Annotated in this window: 15 protein-coding genes and 1 tRNA gene; 13 read left to right on the top strand and 3 right to left on the bottom strand. The window is 57.9% G+C overall.

The features are described from left to right. Complete coding sequence (locus HKD40_RS00210) at positions 1 to 996, bottom strand: LacI family DNA-binding transcriptional regulator (RefSeq protein WP_169193716.1); 996 nt, start codon at positions 994 to 996, stop codon at positions 1 to 3. Positions 997 to 1,331: 335 nt separating this feature from the next. Here HKD40_RS00210 and HKD40_RS00205 point away from each other — a divergent pair, with 335 nt between their 5' ends. The 13 genes from HKD40_RS00205 (at position 1,332) to HKD40_RS00145 (ending at position 15,043) form a co-directional block, all read left to right on the top strand. Continuing rightward, entirely contained in the window at positions 1,332 to 2,678 is a 1,347-nt protein-coding gene (locus HKD40_RS00205) for an extracellular solute-binding protein (RefSeq protein WP_169193715.1), read from the top strand. Between the two features lie 171 nt (positions 2,679 to 2,849). After that, positions 2,850 to 3,794, top strand: a complete 945-nt coding sequence (locus HKD40_RS00200) for a sugar ABC transporter permease (RefSeq protein WP_169193714.1) — start codon at positions 2,850 to 2,852, stop codon at positions 3,792 to 3,794. Positions 3,795 to 3,805: 11 nt separating this feature from the next. Further along, positions 3,806 to 4,639, top strand: a complete 834-nt coding sequence (locus tag HKD40_RS00195) for a carbohydrate ABC transporter permease (RefSeq protein ID WP_169193713.1) — start codon at positions 3,806 to 3,808, stop codon at positions 4,637 to 4,639. Positions 4,640 to 4,644: 5 nt separating this feature from the next. Further along, positions 4,645 to 5,748: an ABC transporter ATP-binding protein gene (locus tag HKD40_RS00190; protein WP_169193712.1), complete on the top strand. Its 1,104-nt coding sequence runs from the start codon at positions 4,645 to 4,647 to the stop codon at positions 5,746 to 5,748. A gap of 1 nt (position 5,749) precedes the next feature. Next, the gene (locus HKD40_RS00185; RefSeq protein ID WP_169193711.1) at positions 5,750 to 7,150 is read left to right on the top strand and encodes a CehA/McbA family metallohydrolase; all 1,401 of its coding nucleotides are present in this window, start codon (positions 5,750 to 5,752) and stop codon (positions 7,148 to 7,150) included. Positions 7,151 to 7,165: 15 nt separating this feature from the next. Then, the gene (locus tag HKD40_RS00180; protein WP_169193710.1) at positions 7,166 to 8,017 is read left to right on the top strand and encodes a sugar phosphate isomerase/epimerase; all 852 of its coding nucleotides are present in this window, start codon (positions 7,166 to 7,168) and stop codon (positions 8,015 to 8,017) included. A gap of 96 nt (positions 8,018 to 8,113) precedes the next feature. Beyond that, positions 8,114 to 9,124, top strand: coding sequence for a substrate-binding domain-containing protein (locus HKD40_RS00175; RefSeq protein WP_169193709.1), 1,011 nt, complete (start codon positions 8,114 to 8,116; stop codon positions 9,122 to 9,124). Positions 9,125 to 9,498: 374 nt separating this feature from the next. After that, the gene (locus tag HKD40_RS00170; protein ID WP_169193708.1) at positions 9,499 to 10,650 is read left to right on the top strand and encodes an extracellular solute-binding protein; all 1,152 of its coding nucleotides are present in this window, start codon (positions 9,499 to 9,501) and stop codon (positions 10,648 to 10,650) included. A 32-nt stretch (positions 10,651 to 10,682) separates the two neighbouring features. Continuing rightward, positions 10,683 to 11,531: an ABC transporter permease subunit gene (locus HKD40_RS00165; protein ID WP_169193707.1), complete on the top strand. Its 849-nt coding sequence runs from the start codon at positions 10,683 to 10,685 to the stop codon at positions 11,529 to 11,531. Position 11,532: 1 nt separating this feature from the next. Further along, the gene (locus tag HKD40_RS00160) at positions 11,533 to 12,357 is read left to right on the top strand and encodes an ABC transporter permease subunit (RefSeq protein WP_169193706.1); all 825 of its coding nucleotides are present in this window, start codon (positions 11,533 to 11,535) and stop codon (positions 12,355 to 12,357) included. A gap of 8 nt (positions 12,358 to 12,365) precedes the next feature. After that, on the top strand, positions 12,366 to 13,400 hold the full coding sequence (locus tag HKD40_RS00155; protein ID WP_169193705.1) for an ABC transporter ATP-binding protein: 1,035 nt from the start codon (positions 12,366 to 12,368) through the stop codon (positions 13,398 to 13,400). Then, a complete protein-coding gene (locus HKD40_RS00150) occupies positions 13,401 to 14,237 on the top strand; it encodes a glycerophosphodiester phosphodiesterase family protein (RefSeq protein ID WP_169193704.1) in 837 nt (278 codons plus the stop codon). Beyond that, the gene (locus tag HKD40_RS00145; protein ID WP_169193703.1) at positions 14,234 to 15,043 is read left to right on the top strand and encodes an inositol monophosphatase family protein; all 810 of its coding nucleotides are present in this window, start codon (positions 14,234 to 14,236) and stop codon (positions 15,041 to 15,043) included. The genes HKD40_RS00150 and HKD40_RS00145 overlap by 4 nt, the downstream gene beginning before the upstream one ends. 175 nt (positions 15,044 to 15,218) lie before the next feature. Here HKD40_RS00145 and HKD40_RS00140 read toward each other — a convergent pair. Both HKD40_RS00140 and ugpC read right to left on the bottom strand, forming a co-directional pair. Then, positions 15,219 to 15,295: transfer RNA gene (locus tag HKD40_RS00140), tRNA-Asp, on the bottom strand. 294 nt (positions 15,296 to 15,589) lie between these two features. Beyond that, positions 15,590 to 16,651, bottom strand: a complete 1,062-nt coding sequence (ugpC, locus tag HKD40_RS00135; protein ID WP_169193702.1) for a sn-glycerol-3-phosphate ABC transporter ATP-binding protein UgpC — start codon at positions 16,649 to 16,651, stop codon at positions 15,590 to 15,592. Positions 16,652 to 16,658 lie beyond the last annotated feature (7 nt).

The raw sequence follows: 16,658 nt of genomic DNA, 5'->3' as shown, positions 1-16,658 counted from the left end.
TCAGCCCACCGTGCCACGCACGACGAGACGGGTGTTTAATGTTTCTTCTAAACTTGGCGCGTCCGGCGCATTGAGCCGCCGCAAAATTAGGCGAACGAGGCAGCGCACGCGCTCATCGAGGTCAAACTTGACCGTTGTGAGATTGAAGCTTTTCCAGTGCGACTGGGCGATGTCGTCGAAGCCAACGACCTTTACATCCTCAGGGACGCGCAGGTTTAACTCGTGGCGCAAAGCGTCTAGAACGCCAAAGGCGCCGACGTCATTGGCCGCAAAAATTGCATCAGCGCCCTGCCCGATGCGGAATAGATCGACGGTCGAGCGATAAGCGGTATCATAGGTGAAATCGCCTGGAATAATCTGCGGCTCGCCCATTCCGCGCTCACGCATGACGCGCCGGAGGGTCCGTTCGCGAGACACGTTAGCGCGAGACTTGCTCAGCCCAGAAAGATAGGCAATCCGCTTCGCCCCAAAACCCTGAAGCAGGGCTACGGCTTGATCGATCCCATTGTGCTGGAAGACGTTCAGGCGGTCATACAATGGCTCGGCAACCGGCGTATCGTCTTCATTTTCAAAAGGATAGTTGACGTAGATCGGCACCGCACGACCGAGGAAGCGCACGAGAGTTTTCGGCTTCACATTCTCGACGAAGGCGATCACCGAGTCTGGGTTGAAGCCGCGCATATAGGCGAGCAACTGCTCATCCATGGAGTAGTCAGTTCGGGTCTTGAACAGGAGCGTGGCAAAACCCTCGTTCTGGAGCGCTGTCGTCAAAGCGTCGATCTCTTGAGATTCCCAATGACTGCACACGTCTGGAACGATCACGCCAACAAGGTGCGAGCGGCCGCTCACCAGCGCTCGCGCTGCGCGATCAGGGGTGTAGTCCAGCTCTTTGGCGATCCGAAGGATGAGCTCGCGCTTTTCCGGTTTCAGCGAGGTGTGCGGATTGAACGCCCGAGAAACAGCCACCCGCGAGACGTTAGCCTTCGCAGCGACCATTTCCGCCGTCGCCCTACCCCGTCCCGGCCCGCCCGCACTACTCACAGACACACTCCACACAGATGAAATCGTGTTCATTTAAGAACAGAACCCGAGCTGAACTGTCAATGCAGACTATCGCAGGACCAAGTTCTCCACACCCCAAAGACGCGACAATGCGATGAAAACACGGCTTTTCCGCAAGTGAACCGGCATCACAAAAGTTAACACTACCATACCTGCCATTGACGAGCAGTGAAAACGTGTTCAATCTGACAGCGTCCGCAAGCCAAGGGAGGCGCGGGCCAACAGCGGCTACCGGAGAATCCGGAGCCACCACATGGGAGGAATCTGCGATGAGCAATCGCCTACGCGCACTTGCGCTCGGCCTCGTCTCTGCCACCGCTATGGCAGTGCCGGCATTCGCCGTTGATCTAGAAATCACCTGCCGCTGCGTCATCGGCGGCGTGAATAGCGCGACCGCTCAGTGGATCGAAGAGAGCGTTATTCCTAGCTTCACCGCCGCCAATCCGGGCATCAATGTGAAGCTGAACCAGTTTGGTGGCGAAGACGCCCAGCTCACCCAGCAGCTTGCTCTCGACTTCTCAACCGGCGCAGGCCCAGACATCTCGGGCTTCGACGGCTTCCTGATCCCCTCATTTGCTGAAGGCGGCCTCCTAAAATCTCTCGATGAGTTGATTGGCGAAGATTACGCCAATTGGGAAGGCTGGGACCACATTTCGCCCGGCATTCGTTCCATCCTCTCCTATGGCGGGGAAACCTATGGCGTCGGCCTTGGGACTGACGTGCGCATGGTCTTCGTGCGCAAAGACCTTTTCGACAAGGCCGGCATCGACGCCGCGACGTGGAACCCCACCTCTTGGGCCGATCTGATCGACGCTGCCAAGAAGCTCAAGGAAGCCGGTGTCGAAGCCCCACTGCAGCTGAACGCTGGTGTGGCCATGGGCGAAGCGACCACCATGCAGGGCTATTGGATGGCACTGCTGGGCACGGGCGAAGGCGTCACAAATGACGACGGCAAATTCATCGTTGGCTCCCAGGCCATTCTCGACACGCTCAACCTCTACAAGACCATCTATGTTGATGACGGCCTAGGCGATCAGCGCGCGCAGCTTCTGGCAGACGGGCGCAACCGCACCTTTGCCAATTTCCGCGATGGCAAGACCGCCATGCTGGTGGAAGGCGACTGGTTCTATCGCTCTGTCACCGCGCCCGGTGCCGAGTTCGAAGTCAAAGACCGCGACAATGTCATGACTTGGAAGAAGATGCCCGCTCAAGAGCCGGGTAAGGGCATTCGCGGGCAGGATGCTGTCTCGATCTCCGGTGGTACGGGCTATGTGATCAACCCGAATACCGACAGCCCGAAGGAAGCCTGGCAGTTCTTGTCGTTCATGATGAGCCAAGAACAGATGACGGCCTTCCAAGGCTTCTCACCTGGCATTCGCTCGCGTGATGACGTGGCGATCCCGGACAATGCCTTCTTGACGGAAACCAGCCAGGCCTTGCTGCCGATCACCACCGCGCGTCCGAACAATGCGCACTACAACGCGGTCAGCCAAGAAATCCAGCGCATGACCGAAGCCGTGGTTTCGGGTGAACTGTCGCCTGAAGATGCAATGGCTCAGTACCGCTCGGCAGTCATCGCTATTGTTGGCGAAGAGAACACTGTCTCTACGCTTTAGAACTCCCTAGTGCCCGGCGTCTTTCCTCGACGCCGGGCACACCAGCACATTTCACAATCCTCGCCTTGCCCCTAGGCGATTTTATCCGTGCCTCGATCGATCGATGGCGGCCGTTTCTTGCCGTCCGCGCGAGGCATTTTGCATAGCCTCACTCACCTGAGTAGGACCTAAATGACCACCGACGCTAGCGCATCACCACCTAAATCGAAGGGCAAAAACTTCGCCCTACTTTCCAATAGAACCGGAGCGGCATTTCTCGTCCCGGCGGGCCTTCTGGTGTCGGTCTTCGTCATCATCCCGTTTTTTTGGGTGATATTTGTTTCCTTTACCAACCGGACCCTGCTGGGCAAAACCGCCCTCAGTCCAGAGTTTGTTGGCCTCGCCAATTATTTGACGCTGTTCGATCCGGCGTCCTTTTTCCAGCGTGGTCAGTTCGGCTTCTCGCTGATCCTGACCACGCAATTTGTTCTCTGCTCCGCCCTCCTCGGCCAAGCACTGATCGGCCTCATTCTGGCCTGGCTCATCCAGACCGTTCCTCCGGCCGTCAAGCGCATGGTCGAAACCTTCGTTATCGGCGCGTGGATCCTGCCTGAGGTTGTCATCGGCTTTGCTTGGTTTGCCTTTCTCGACTACGACAACGGCACGCTGAACATGATCCTCACGAGCCTTGGCCTGCCCAAGGGCGACTTCCTGTTACAGCAGCCATTCTGGGTCATCGTCATCTTCAATACGTGGCGCGGCGCAGCATTCTCGATGATGCTGTTCAACTCAGCCTTTGCCTCTATCCCGCCCAGCTATTTCCAAGCTGCTGACGTTGCGGGTGCAAGTTCGTTCCAGAAATTCCGGGACATTGGCCTCCCGCTGATCAAGGGTCACATCGTCACCGATTTGATCCTGATCACCATGTGGACGTTCAACGTGTTCACGCCGTTCCTGCTGACCAATGGCGGGCCAAGCTACAAGACCGAACTTGTCTCCATCTACAATTACCGCGTTGCCTTCCAAGACTTCCAGTTCGGCAAGGGCGCGGCCGTTGGCGTGATCATGATGCTCATCAACCTTGCCTTTGCGCTGATCTATCTCAGCATCGGCAAGAAAAAGACGCCGAAGACGTGAGGAAAGCCACCATGAAAAACCTTCCGTTCCACGCCGTTTTGAGCCGTATCGCCTTCTCGGGCCTCGCCACGATCATCGGCATTGTCTTTGCTCTGCCGCTCGTCTGGTTCATCTTCTCGCCCTTCAACGCGAGGGCGGAACTGGGTCTCGAAATTCCAGATCCTTGGACGCTCTCGAACTTTTTCACCGTCTTTGGCAATGGCTTTGCCATGCAGGCGCTCTGGAACAGCTTCATTCAGGCCGTCGGTGGCGTGATCCTCGTCGGTTCCGCGGCAACGCTGGCTGCCTATGCGCTGTCGCGCTCCTCGATCCCCGGCAAGGGCGCAGTCACCTATATTCTGCTGCTGTTCTCGTCAGTCGTATCGGGAACCGCAGCCATGGTGCCGATCTTCCTGATCGTTTCGGCCGCTGGATTGATGGACACCCATCTTGCCGTGATCCTCACCTTCGCTGGTGGCCTGCTGCCAACGGCCATGTTCATCCTGCGCGACTTCATCGATGGCATTCCAAAATCCTATGAGGAAAGCGCCATGGTGGCCGGAGCCTCGCCCGTGCAGGCCTTCTTTGACGTGGCTTTGCCAGTCATTCGTCCGGGCATTGTGGTTGTGGTCGTCTGGGCCTTCGTCAACATCTGGGGCTCGTTCCTCATCCCCTTCATTCTGCTGCGTTCGAGCGAGAACATGCCAGCATCTGTGGCCATCTATTCCTTCTATTCCGAGGCGGGCACGCCGGTCGTGACCCTGTTGGCGGCCTATTCGCTGATCTACTCGCTCCCCGTTATCGCGCTCTACCTCTTCGTCAGCTGGAAGTTCGGCTTCCGGTTCTTCGGCGGCATCAAGGCTTAACTCCCATGGCATCTGTACAATTCAAGAACATCTTCAAGAGCTTTGGCAGCTTCAGCGCGGTCGAAGACGTCAGCTTTGACATTGCCGATGGTGAGTTCGTCTGTCTCTTGGGCCCCTCGGGCTGCGGCAAGACCACATCGCTGCGCATGATCGCAGGACTCGAAACGCCGACCTCCGGCCAGATCTTTATCGACGGCAAAGAGGTGACCCACCTCCACCCGAAAGATCGCAACATCGCCATGGTGTTTCAGGACTATGCGCTCTACCCGCATATGAACCTAGCCGATAACATCGCCTACCCGCTCAAAGTGCGCGGCGAAGCGGTCGAAAAACGCCATGCCCGTGCCAAGGAAGTGGCCGATGTGCTCAAGATCGGTCATTTGATGAACCGCGTCCCGAGCCAGATTTCAGGCGGCCAGCAGCAGCGTACTTCGCTTGCTCGCGCCCTCGTCTATCCAGCCAAGGTTTATCTCTTTGACGAACCGCTCTCCAACCTCGACGCCAAGCTGCGACTTGAAGCGCGTGGCTTCCTCAACCACCTGCAACGCGACATGGGCATCACCGCCGTTTACGTGACACACGATCAGGCCGAAGCCATGGCGCTGGCCTCACGCATAGCTGTGATGGATGCGGGCAAGATCGTGCAGTTCGCCTCGCCCATCGAAATCTATCGTCGCCCAGCCACCACCTTTGTCGCGAACTTCGTCGGCAACCCGCCGATGAACCTTGTCGAAGTCGAAGGCGCGCAGATCGATGGTCAATTGCGCCTCAAGGCCAGCGATCTCAAAATCGTCGATCTGCCAATGACCGACGCGATTGCCAGTGCCCTCAGCACCAGCCCCAAGCTTACCCTCGGCATCCGCCCTGAGCACCTCCACATCGCCAAGGCCGGTAACGAAAACACGGTGACGGCAAAGCTCTTCGCCAATGAGAACATGGGCCCCGAAAGCCTTGTGACCTTGGATCGCGGCGATAGCGCGCGCATCACTGCGCGCATTTTCATCGATGATCATCTGGAGCTAAGTGACACAGTGAGCCTGAGCTTTGGCGTGGAACACACCCATTTGTTCGACAGCAGCGGCAAGCGCATTCCGGCCGTTGGGGAATAAGATGCTGACCATCACGCACCACATCACCCGCGCAGACCAAGAGCGGAACCCCTATTACTACATCCCCTATGAGGTGCCCGCAGCCACCTCACGCATCGACGTCACTTTGGCTTACGCCAAGGCGGAAGATGCCATTATTGATCTGGGCGCTTTCGATCCACGCGACACGGGCTACCCGACCGCCGCAGGGTTTCGCGGCTGGAGCGGCGGCGCTCGTGACACCTATTTCATTGCTACGGACGATGCGACGCCCGGCTATATCCACGGCACCATCCAACCCGGCACTTGGACTGTCGTTTTCGGGCTCTATAAGGTTCCAGTTGCTGGCCTCGATGTGACTGTAACGATCACACTCGACAGCAGTGCCCGTCCCCACGCCCCCCAACCGGCTCGCAGTTTCCCGGTGCGCCAAGGCGCTGGCTGGTATCGTGGCGATCTGCACTGCCACACATTTCATTCCGATGCGCGCGGCGCGCCCGAACTGCTGCATGCTGCGGCGAAGCAGGCCGGGCTCGATTTCCTCGCCATCGCCGACCACAACACCATTACCCAGCGCCGCTATTTCCACCCACAGTCCTCACCAGACTTGGTGTTCATCCGCGGCATGGAGATCACCACGGCCGTCGGCCACGCCAATGTTTTTGGCGTCGACGAGTGGATCGACTTCCGCATGACCAAGCCAAGCGATGCCCATGTTCTGGCCAAGCTGGTGCATGACAAAGGCGGGCTGCTATCCATCAATCACGACAAGCCGACCATCCCTTGGGACTATGATTTCCCCGCAGCCGACTGTCAGGAAGTTTGGCAATCCACCTGGCTGGCATGGAATTGGGTCGCCCTCGAAAAGTACCAGCAGCGCCTCGCCTCCGGGCTAAAACTCTCGGCCATTGGCGGCTCGGATTTCCACCAGCCGGATCGATCGTTGCCGGAAGGCCCGCTGGTTTTGGCGCGCCCAACGACCGTGTTTTACATGCCGGAACTCTCAGAAAACGCGGTTCTATCGGCGATGAAATCCGGATACGGATATGTTACCGAAAGCCCAACAGGCCCGCATCTCGAAATTCGCGCTGGCGACAGCGTTATGGGTGGCACGTGCGATGCCATCTCGGAGATTGAGGTGACCATCCGCGGCGCGGCAGGCGACACTCTCTCGCTCATCGACGCCAGTGGCGAAATCGCTTCCGTCACCATTGAGAGCGACGAGTGGAACGTAACGCTGCCTGTCTCACCCAAGATGTTTATCCGTGCCGAAATCATCGCCAACGCGAGCCGCGCCGATCTGATCGAGAGTTTCAAAGCGGCGCTCAATGGCAAGGAATTGCCTTGGCAACTCAAGGGCACCGACCTTGAGAGCCAGCCCATTCGCCGCGCGCTCTCCAACCCCATTTATCTCGCCCGCTAATTCCGGACCCAATCCATGCTTATCGGCAACGCGCCCTGCTCTTGGGGCATCGCCTATCCAACGGGCAATTCATACACTTGGGCGAGCTATCTCGATGAAGTGGCCGCAGCAGGCTATCGCGGCACCGAGCTCGGCCCGTTTGGCTTTCTGCCCAAGGACGCTGATGTCCTGCGCGAAGAATTGGCAAAGCGCGATCTGACACTGATCGGCGCAACCCATGTTCATACGTTTGGCGACGCCAAGTCGGCTCCCCAACTCATGGCGACTTTGCGTGAGCTGGCACCTCTGCTCAAAACCCTGGGCGCAAAACATCTCGTCATTATGGACGAGAGCAATTCTTATCCAGCGGGTCAGGAAGGCGTGTTGGATGAGGCTGGATGGCAAGAGCTCGTGGGCATGGTGCGCGACGCAATTGCGCTGGTCGAGGGCGACTATGGCCTAAAACTCAGCTTCCATCCGCACATCGGCACTGCTGTCGAAAAAGAAGCCCAGATTGATCGCCTCTTGGATGAGACCAGTATCGACCTCTGTTTTGATACCGGCCACCACGCCTTTTGGGACCAAGATGCCCTCGCCTATATGGAGCGCCGGTTCGACCGTATCGCCTATATGCATCTCAAGAACGTCGACCCCAAAGTGCGCGCTCGCGTCCTTTCTGGCGAGCTCTCGATAGCGGCGTCTTATGGCGCGGGCGTCATGTGCCCCTTGCCGGATGGAGCCGTAGATATTCAGGCGGTGATGCGCCTGCTGCAAACGCGGGGCTTTACCGGCCCGATCGTCGTGGAACAGGACGTCGCCACCGACGCCAAAGAAACGCCGCTGCAGCTGGCAATGCGCAACCTGATCTTTATGAACGAGATCAAGTGACGACCATGCCCCGCAACGGCCACGCGACGAGATCAGTGGCCCTTGACGGGGCGCAGCGACTTAGACCAAATCCTCCCCCTCGATAGGGTGGATGCGATGTCCGGCAAAAAGCGTAGCTTTGTGAGTGCTCAGATGGTTGCCGACCGTGCCGGGGTCTCGCGATCAGCCGTATCACGCACATTCACCGACGGCGCCAGCGTATCCGAACCAACGCGTCGGAAAGTTCTCGAGGCAGCGGCAACGCTCGGCTACCACGTCAACCATCTCGCCCGCGGATTGCGCGAAGACAGCAATATTGTCTGCCTTGTGGTGGCGGATATGACCACACCCATCCGCGCGCTGATGGTTGATGAACTGACCCGAAAACTCCAAGCGGCCGGCAAGATCACCATGGTGATCAACACCGAGACGGACACAGCAAGCCTGACCAAGGCGCTGCACCAGACGCTGAACTATCGCGCCGACGCCACGGTGGTGTTGTCGGGCACGCCCCCATCGTCCTTGATTGAAACCTGCCTCAGCAACGGCCAGCAGGTCATCTTGATCAATCGCGACGAGCGACTGTCCGGGTCGAGCAATCTGGGCGTCGACAATGCCTTTGCGGGGCGCGAGGCGCTGTTCCTGCTCCGCCGTGCTGGCTGCGAACGGATGGGACTGGTCACCTCGACGGCCCGCACGGCCAGCCTTGTCGAACGCGAACGCTTTTTCATAGCGGCAGCAGAGGACGCCGGACTGGCTGTCACAGCCATTGCTGGCGGACCAACCAGCTATGCCTCTGGTCAAGACGCTGCCCGCCGCATGTTCGGTCGATCTAACGCACCGGACGGCGTATTCTGCGTCACCGACTTGCTGGCGCTTGGGTTCATGGACGCTGCTCGGCGCGAGTTCGGGCTCAATATTCCGCGCGATCTCTGCGTCGTCGGTTTCGACAATATTGAGCAATCGAGCTGGGATTCGTACCAGCTGACCACTTTTGCACAGCCTCTGGACGAGTTGAGCACCAAAGTGGTGGAATTGCTCGGCGCTGCGACCCCAAGCAGCTCTGCACGCACCGTGATCGAGCCTATTCCCGTGTGGCGGAAGTCGGTCCGCCCCGGCAAAATCTAAGCTCTTTAAAAACAATACCTTAGTTCGCGATAACTCTTAAACGCTGAAGACACCAGCGATTGCACAGCTGTGCACTAAAGAGCTGTCATATGAGCGTTATGTAGCTCCAATATCCATATCCGCACTTCGTAAGCAAATATGCACTTGTGTGCATTGGCTATTAGGTGTTGTCTGTTCTGTGTGAAGAGTGCGCTCTTGGACAGACCCACCATCGAAGAGTGGGCGTCCTTCCGCAATTCACAAGGGAGGAGGCCCATGAGGCGCGTCGTTGAGAGCCGATCTCAACGACTGACCGACATTGATCGGACGCCGCCTCCGCACATCGGCAGTTTTTGCGCAATGACTTCGACAGTCATTTGGGATGGGAGATTTGAATGAAACGTCGTGCATTTATGCTTTCGGTCGCGGGTCTGGCGGCCGGCATTTCGATGTTGCCACAGGTCAGCTTGGCTGCTGAGGGGACCATTGATTGGTACACCAGCTCGGACAGCAATATTCTCGACTTCTGGACCAACACGGTTAAGCCCGCCTTTGAAGCGGCGCATCCTGAATTCAAGCTGAACCTTGTGGACGCCGGTGACGGCGCAGGCATCATCGCCATTGGTGAACGCGCGGTAGCCGCTAAGGCGACCAACACTGATCCACAGGCAGACTTCTTTGAATCGGCTGACCCGCTGCTACCAGCTGGTGCAATCGAAGCTGGCATTTTCGTAAACATCAAGGAAGCTGGCCTATCGAACTACGACAAGGTCAATCCTGCCGGCATTCAGTCCGACTATTCCTTGCCTTATCGCGGCAGCCAAGTGCTCTTGGCCTATGACACGACCAAGCTTGACCCAGCCAACGCCCCGAAAACTTGGGATGAGCTGGTCACTTGGATCAAGGCAAACCCCGGCCAGTTCGTTTACAACCGTCCTGACAAGGGCGGCTCAGGTGGCAACTTCGTCCGTCGCGCCATTCACCAAGCCAACGGCCTCGACCCATCCAAGTTCACCGTCGATAATTACGACGAGACTTTCGGCAATGAAGCGCTCGGCAATGCGTGGGCTATTCTGTCGGACATCGCACCGTCCCTTTATGACAACGGCGCGTATTCCTCGGGCAACACCCAGTCGATCCAGCTTCTGGCACAGGGCGTTGTGACCATGACCCCGGTTTGGTCGGATCAGATCCTGCAGGCAATCGATCAGGGCGTTCTGCCAGAAACGACCGGCCTCGTGCAGCTACAGGACCTTGCCCTGGTTGGTGGTTTCACGCGCTCCGTCGTACTTGAAACCGGTACCAACCGTGATGCAGCGCTCAAGCTCGCGGACTTCATGCTTTCCGAAGAAATCCAGAGCGCCATTCTGACCGAGCTCGGTGGCTTCCCGGGCGTAAGCTGGGACCATATCTCTCCAGAACTGCGCGAAAAGTTTGCTGACATCATTCCGCAGCAGATCCCAACCTTCCCGGGCGGCGCGTGGGAAGCAGCGATCAATGATGGCTGGTATCGTAACGTCGCTCCAAACGTCGATCGCACCCAGTGACCAACGTCGTGGAAGGGGGAGCACGCCCTCTCATGGAAAAGACCGACAGCAGGAGGCCAACTGGCCTTCTGCTCGTCGCCGTGCCTGTTCTTCTCATGGCTTGGCTGATCATTTGGCCGATCTTTAGCGCTATTGGGCGCACCATCTGGCGCCCAGACGCCAATGGCGAAACCGGCTTTACGCTTTCAAGCTATGTGTTCTTTTTCTCAGATCAGTACAGCATCAACAATTTGATGATCACGCTGTGGACGACGGGCGTTTGTGCCCTGTTCCTGCTGCTCATTTGCTTGCCCATCGCCATATACCTGCGCTTCTCAACCGGCAAAATCCCGGCCTATGTGCAGGCCCTCGCGATTTTCCCGATGTTCGTCCCATCGATCATTCTGGCCTACGCGTTCATCCGCGTTTTGGGGCCGAATGGCATGGTCGACATTCTGCTCAATTCGGTTGGTCTTCCCAAAATCCGCACGCCATATCTGACCCCGTGGGGTCCGGTCATCGGCATGGTTTGGGATAATATTCCGCTCACCGTTCTGATCTTGCTTTCCGGCCTTGGCAGCGTTTCCAACCAGTCCATTGAAGCCGCGCGCGATGTTGGGGCCAAGCGCTTGCAAGTGCTTTGGTACATCATTCTGCCGCGCATTTCGAATTCGGTCTTGGTCGCGATCTCCTTCGCTGTGCTGGGCATTTTCTCAAGCTTCACCCTGCCCTATTTGCTGGGTCCCGCTTCGCCAGAAATGATGGGCCCGTTCATGAACCGCACCTTCCGCGAAGTGAACGACCCTATCAACGCCATCACGCAGGCAGTCATAACCTTCTGCTTCTGTATCGCCTTCGGGCTGTTCTACGTGCGCTCCGTCGCGCGCAATCAGGGGAAGTGACATGACCACCATCGCTCCCACGCGCCCTCGCCTTGACTGGACCGGAGTCGTTTTCGCGGCCGTTCTGTCGATTGCGATCATCTTTCCGCTGCTCGTTGTCGGCACTTGGGCTTTCACCGAGGTCTGGCGGTATCCGAACGTCATCCCGCAACAATTTGGTTTCCGTTTCTGGGGCCAGACGTTAGGGCGTCCCGACGTTTGGGCCGCGCTGACGCTGAGCCTACAGCTCTCGACAGTCGTCACCCTGTTGTCTGCCGCAATATGTCTACCCGCTGCCTATGCATTTGCGCGGCTGGACTTTCCGGGTCGCTCGATCCTGTTTTTCTCGTTTCTCGCCGGTCATGCCTTCCCAAAATTTGGTCTGCTGATCGCCATTGCAGCGATCTTCCTCCAACTTAATCTCATTGGCACCTTCTGGGGCGTGGTGCTGATCCAGCTCGTCGGCACATTGCTATTCATGATCTGGATTCCGGTGGCGGCGTTCCAATCGGTAGACCGGCGCATGGAAGAAGCGGCACGCGACGTTGGCGCTGGCCCATTCCGCGTGTTCTGGTCCGTCACGCTCCCGCAGGCGGGTCCGACGATCGCCGCTGCGGTGCTGTTGAGTTTTGTCGGTACCTTCTACGAAACCGAAGGCGCTTGGCTCATCGGCGCACCAGGCATCCGAACCATGCCGGTTCTGATGATTTCCTTCATCAACAATCAGATGGTCATCCAGTTTGGCGCGGTACTGTCCGTGCTGCTGTGGGTACCCTCGTTTATCGCTCTTATCTTTGCCCGCCGGGTTATCGGCGGCGGCGCCTTCGCGCGCGGCTTCGGGGGCTAGGAAACCATATGTCCGTTCTCAAGATCACTGATGTCACCAAGCTCTTTGGCTCCTCCATTGTGGCGGTCGACAAATTTTCGCTCGATGTTGCCGATGGCGAACTGGTGTGTCTCCTCGGCCCTTCTGGGTCGGGTAAATCAACTCTGTTGCGCATGGTTGGCGGGTTCGAACGCGCCTCCTCAGGCGTCATCTCCATCGACGGCGAAGACATCACCTACCTCGCGCCTGAAAAGCGCCCGACAGGCATGGTATTCCAGAGCCACGCCCTGTGGACGCATATGAATGTGTTCAACAATCTCGCCTTTGGCCTCAAACTGCGCAAAACCCCTTCCAAAGAGATCAAAGAGCGCGTTGAAGGCATTTTGGAGCTCGTTGGCCTGCCGGGCTATGGCACGCGCGGCGTGGGCCAGCTTTCGGGTGGCCAACAGCAGCGCGTGGCGCTGGCGCGTTCGCTCGTCCTCGAGCCAAAGATCCTCTTGCTCGACGAACCGTTCGCCAGCCTCGACCAGCATCTGCGCGAGCGCCTTCGTGAAGAAGTGCGCGATATTCAGCAGCGCCTCAAAATCACAACGCTTTTCGTCACCCACGGCCAGGACGAAGCCCTTGCCATGGCGGATCGCATTGTCGTCATGCGCGATGGCCGGACTGAGCAGATTGATCGGCCAGAAACGGTCTATCGCGAGCCACTGACGCCTTTTGTGGCTGGCTTTATCGGCCAGATGAACCTCGTGGACGGCAGTGTAACCAACGGTCAATTTGAGCGCTCTGGCTTCACAGTCGCTCTGCCCATCCCCGATGGCGCGGCAACCCTGGCTATGCGTCCTGAAGCGCTGGATCTCGAAGTTTCAGAAACTGGCTGCGCCGTCGTCCATCGCGTCACCGATTTTGGCACGCACGGGCTCGTTGACGTCCATTTGAGCGACAACACGCGGATCAAATCCATGGTCAACCATCCGGACCTCTTCAGCAACGGCCAACGCGTCACCCTCAAGCCCAAAGCCATCGCGGCCTATCGCGACAATGCGCGGGTGTATCGAAGCTAAATGACCTTCCCGTTATACATCGAAACAAACGGCCACCGGACGTGGCTGAAATGGCACCGAGGGCGACGCAAGGCGGATGATCCCGTCTTTGGCGCGAGCCGCATCATCGAAGCCATGCGGATTGGGGCGAGTGTCGAAATCGACCTCGTCATCCACGCCGATCACGGCTGCGCTGTGTTGCACAATTTTGAACTATCGGAAGAAACCACGGGCCGCGGCTTAGTTCGCGAGACGTCAGCTGACGTTCTGCGCCAACTCAATCTGCGCGACAACAGCGGCGTGGTTCTGCCGGAAAAAGTGCTTTTGCTCGAAGACCTTTGCGCCCTCCTCGACACAGAGCCCGCTCACCCAGAGGCCTTACTGCAACTTGATTTCAAAGAAGGGCGTGCGGCGCTCGACGAGGAAACGGTGCGCAGCGTCGCCGCAACGATCAAAAATCATGTTGGAGCAATGATCCTCTCCGGCGGCGACTTTGCGGCGATCGATCTGCTCGCCAATGCAACTCCGGGTCTCAAGATTGGCTATGACCCCTGCCACGGCGACAGCCTTGAGCAACTTAAACAGAGCGGCGACTACGATGGCTTCATCCAGGATGCCCTCGCCACGGCACCCGACGCCGAATTGATCTATCTGCATCACGAAATCGTCCTTCAGGCCGACCGCGAAGGCTTCGACATGATCGCTGCTGTCCACGCTGACAACCGCCGTGCCGATGCTTGGACCCTCAACAAGGTCGACGCACCATCGCTCGAGAAGGCCCGTCTCCTCATCGCTCTTCGCGTTGACCAAATCACCACCGATGACCCGGAGGGGCTGCATTCAGCCCTCACATCATGACCCTCAACTACGACGCTATTTTGGACCGTATGGTCGACGCTGCCCGCGAAGCCGGCGTGCTTACCCAAGGTCATTTTAAGAATTTTCGCGATATTGAGATCGGTGTGAAGGGTCCTGGCGATTTCGTCTCCGACGCTGACCGCCAGTCCGAAACGCTTATTCGCGAACGACTTTTCGCTATCGATCCGAGTTGGAGTCTTACCGGGGAAGAGTTCGCACCCGTCGATGGCGCCGATCCTGAACACCGTTGGCTCGTCGACCCGATTGACGGCACAACGAACTTCCTCTTCGGCCAACACTACACCATCACAATCTCCCTGCGTCGCGGCAGTGAGACGGTATGCGGGCTCGTCTACAATCCCGTCTCCGACGAGATGTTTACGGCAATGAAGGGCGGCGGCGCCTTTCTCAACGGCGCAAAACTCGACGTCAGCAAACACGCCGATGTCGGCATGATGTGCATCGGCACGGGCCTCGCGCAACCGAGCCACAGCCTCTACCCCGGCGCCTATGAGCGCCTTGACCACATCCGTAACCAAGTGGGCGCGGTTCGCGTCGTGGGGAGCGCTGCAAACTCCTGTGCCTATGTGGCTTGCGGACGGTTGACCGGCTATTACGAGGAGACCGGATTTGTCGATACCGCGGCGGGCATTCTACTGGTGCAAGAAGCGGGCGGGATCGTCACCGACTGGTGGGGCCGCGGGGAAGAGCACTATGCGAAAACAGGCGCTCTAATCGTCGCCAACCCCGCAACGCATGCCTTCCTGCTGAACGAATTCGCAGCAGTACCACCCAAAAACGCTTAAGCAAACCGCACCACCATAACCCAGCGCGCCTCCCATGGCCGCTGGGCAATTGGCGTATGGAGCACGCATTTGAAGTGCCCCGCATGGGCTCCAAAGCATCAAACCATCGTACGACCGAATACATTCAGTACGTACGAAGCGAACGTTTTCAAATCAGCGATGTCATGAAAGAAAATGGCGCGAGAGACGGGGCTCGAACCCGCGACCTCCGGCGTGACAGGCCGGCGCTCTAACCAACTGAGCTACTCCCGCAGCGCTTGCGAACTCTCGTTCGGCGCAACGTGGGGCTGTTTAGGGTGACCCTGCTTGGGTGTCAAGCGAGCGAGTTTGAGGATGATGGTTTTACACAAACCCTTGGCAAACCATTAGAAACAAACCCCGCCCGTGTCCGAGTTCAAAACTGAACTCCAGACCCACGACGTGTAGTGGTGTCATGTCGAGAGACGCTTTTTGACCCGCAGGATAAGGCGTGGTCGGAGGCAGAGATTTCGATCCGCACCTGTCGGCCAGTTGTCCTGCGCCAGATTTTGTAGGTCTACAGGCAATTTAATTTATAGTGAGAGCCCTGCCTGCCGCGTCGAACAGATGTACTGCGTCAGGCGGGATTTTGGCCGAGAGTGTTTGGTGCAATTCCAGCTCTGGCGCGCCATCAATTTTGAGCGTGACCAGATCGCCGTTTGCAAGCTCGACATAAGCAAGAGCGTATTCGCCAAATTGCTCGATCACAGTCAACCTACCTGAGAGGTCTCCCTGCCCTTCGGCGGCGACCTGCAAATGCTCTGGCCGGATGCCAAATGTTTTGGCTTCGCCGAGCTTGGGATGATCGAGGCGTACCGTTCCGCCCCCCGGCAAGCTAAACCCGCCAGATGTCGGGGTGATCTCGATAAAATTCATTCGCTGGCTGGCGATAAAGCCGGCGACGAAAGTGTTGACCGGATGGCGATAGAGCTCAAGTGGCGAACCAACCTGTTCGATCTTTCCGGCATTAAGCACGACGATGCGATCGGCCAAGGTCATGGCCTCAACCTGATCATGGGTGACATAAATCATCGTCGCATCGAGCGCATCGTGCAGCTTGGCAATCTCAATGCGCGTTTGAGCGCGTAATGAAGCGTCGAGATTGCTCAGCGGCTCATCAAAGAGAAAGACCTTGGGGTTGCGGACAATGGCGCGCCCGATGGCCACACGTTGGCGTTGCCCACCGGACAGCGCTTTAGGCATACGATCGAGATAGGGCTCGATTTGCAGAATACGCGCCGCTTCGCGCACCCTTTGCTCGATCTCTGCCTTCGGCGTTTTGGCCAGTTTCAGGCCAAAAGCCATGTTGTCGAAGACGCTCATATGCGGATAGAGCGCGTAGGACTGGAACACCATGGAAATGCCACGCTGCGGCGATGGCACATCGTTGACGACTTTCCCACCAATAGAAATTTCGCCGCCCGAAATCGGCTCGAGCCCCGCGATCATGCGCAACAGCGTGGACTTACCGCACCCAGAGGGGCCGACGAACACGACGAACTCACCGGACTTAATATCGAGATCGACGCCGTGGATGACCTCGAGACTCCCATAAGATTTCCGTACATTCCGTAGCGTAACGTCAGCCATATCGGCC

Source organism: Devosia sp. MC1541, assembly GCF_012847305.1.
GTDB lineage: Bacteria > Pseudomonadota > Alphaproteobacteria > Rhizobiales > Devosiaceae > Devosia.
This window is presented reverse-complemented; position numbering and strand designations above follow the sequence as displayed.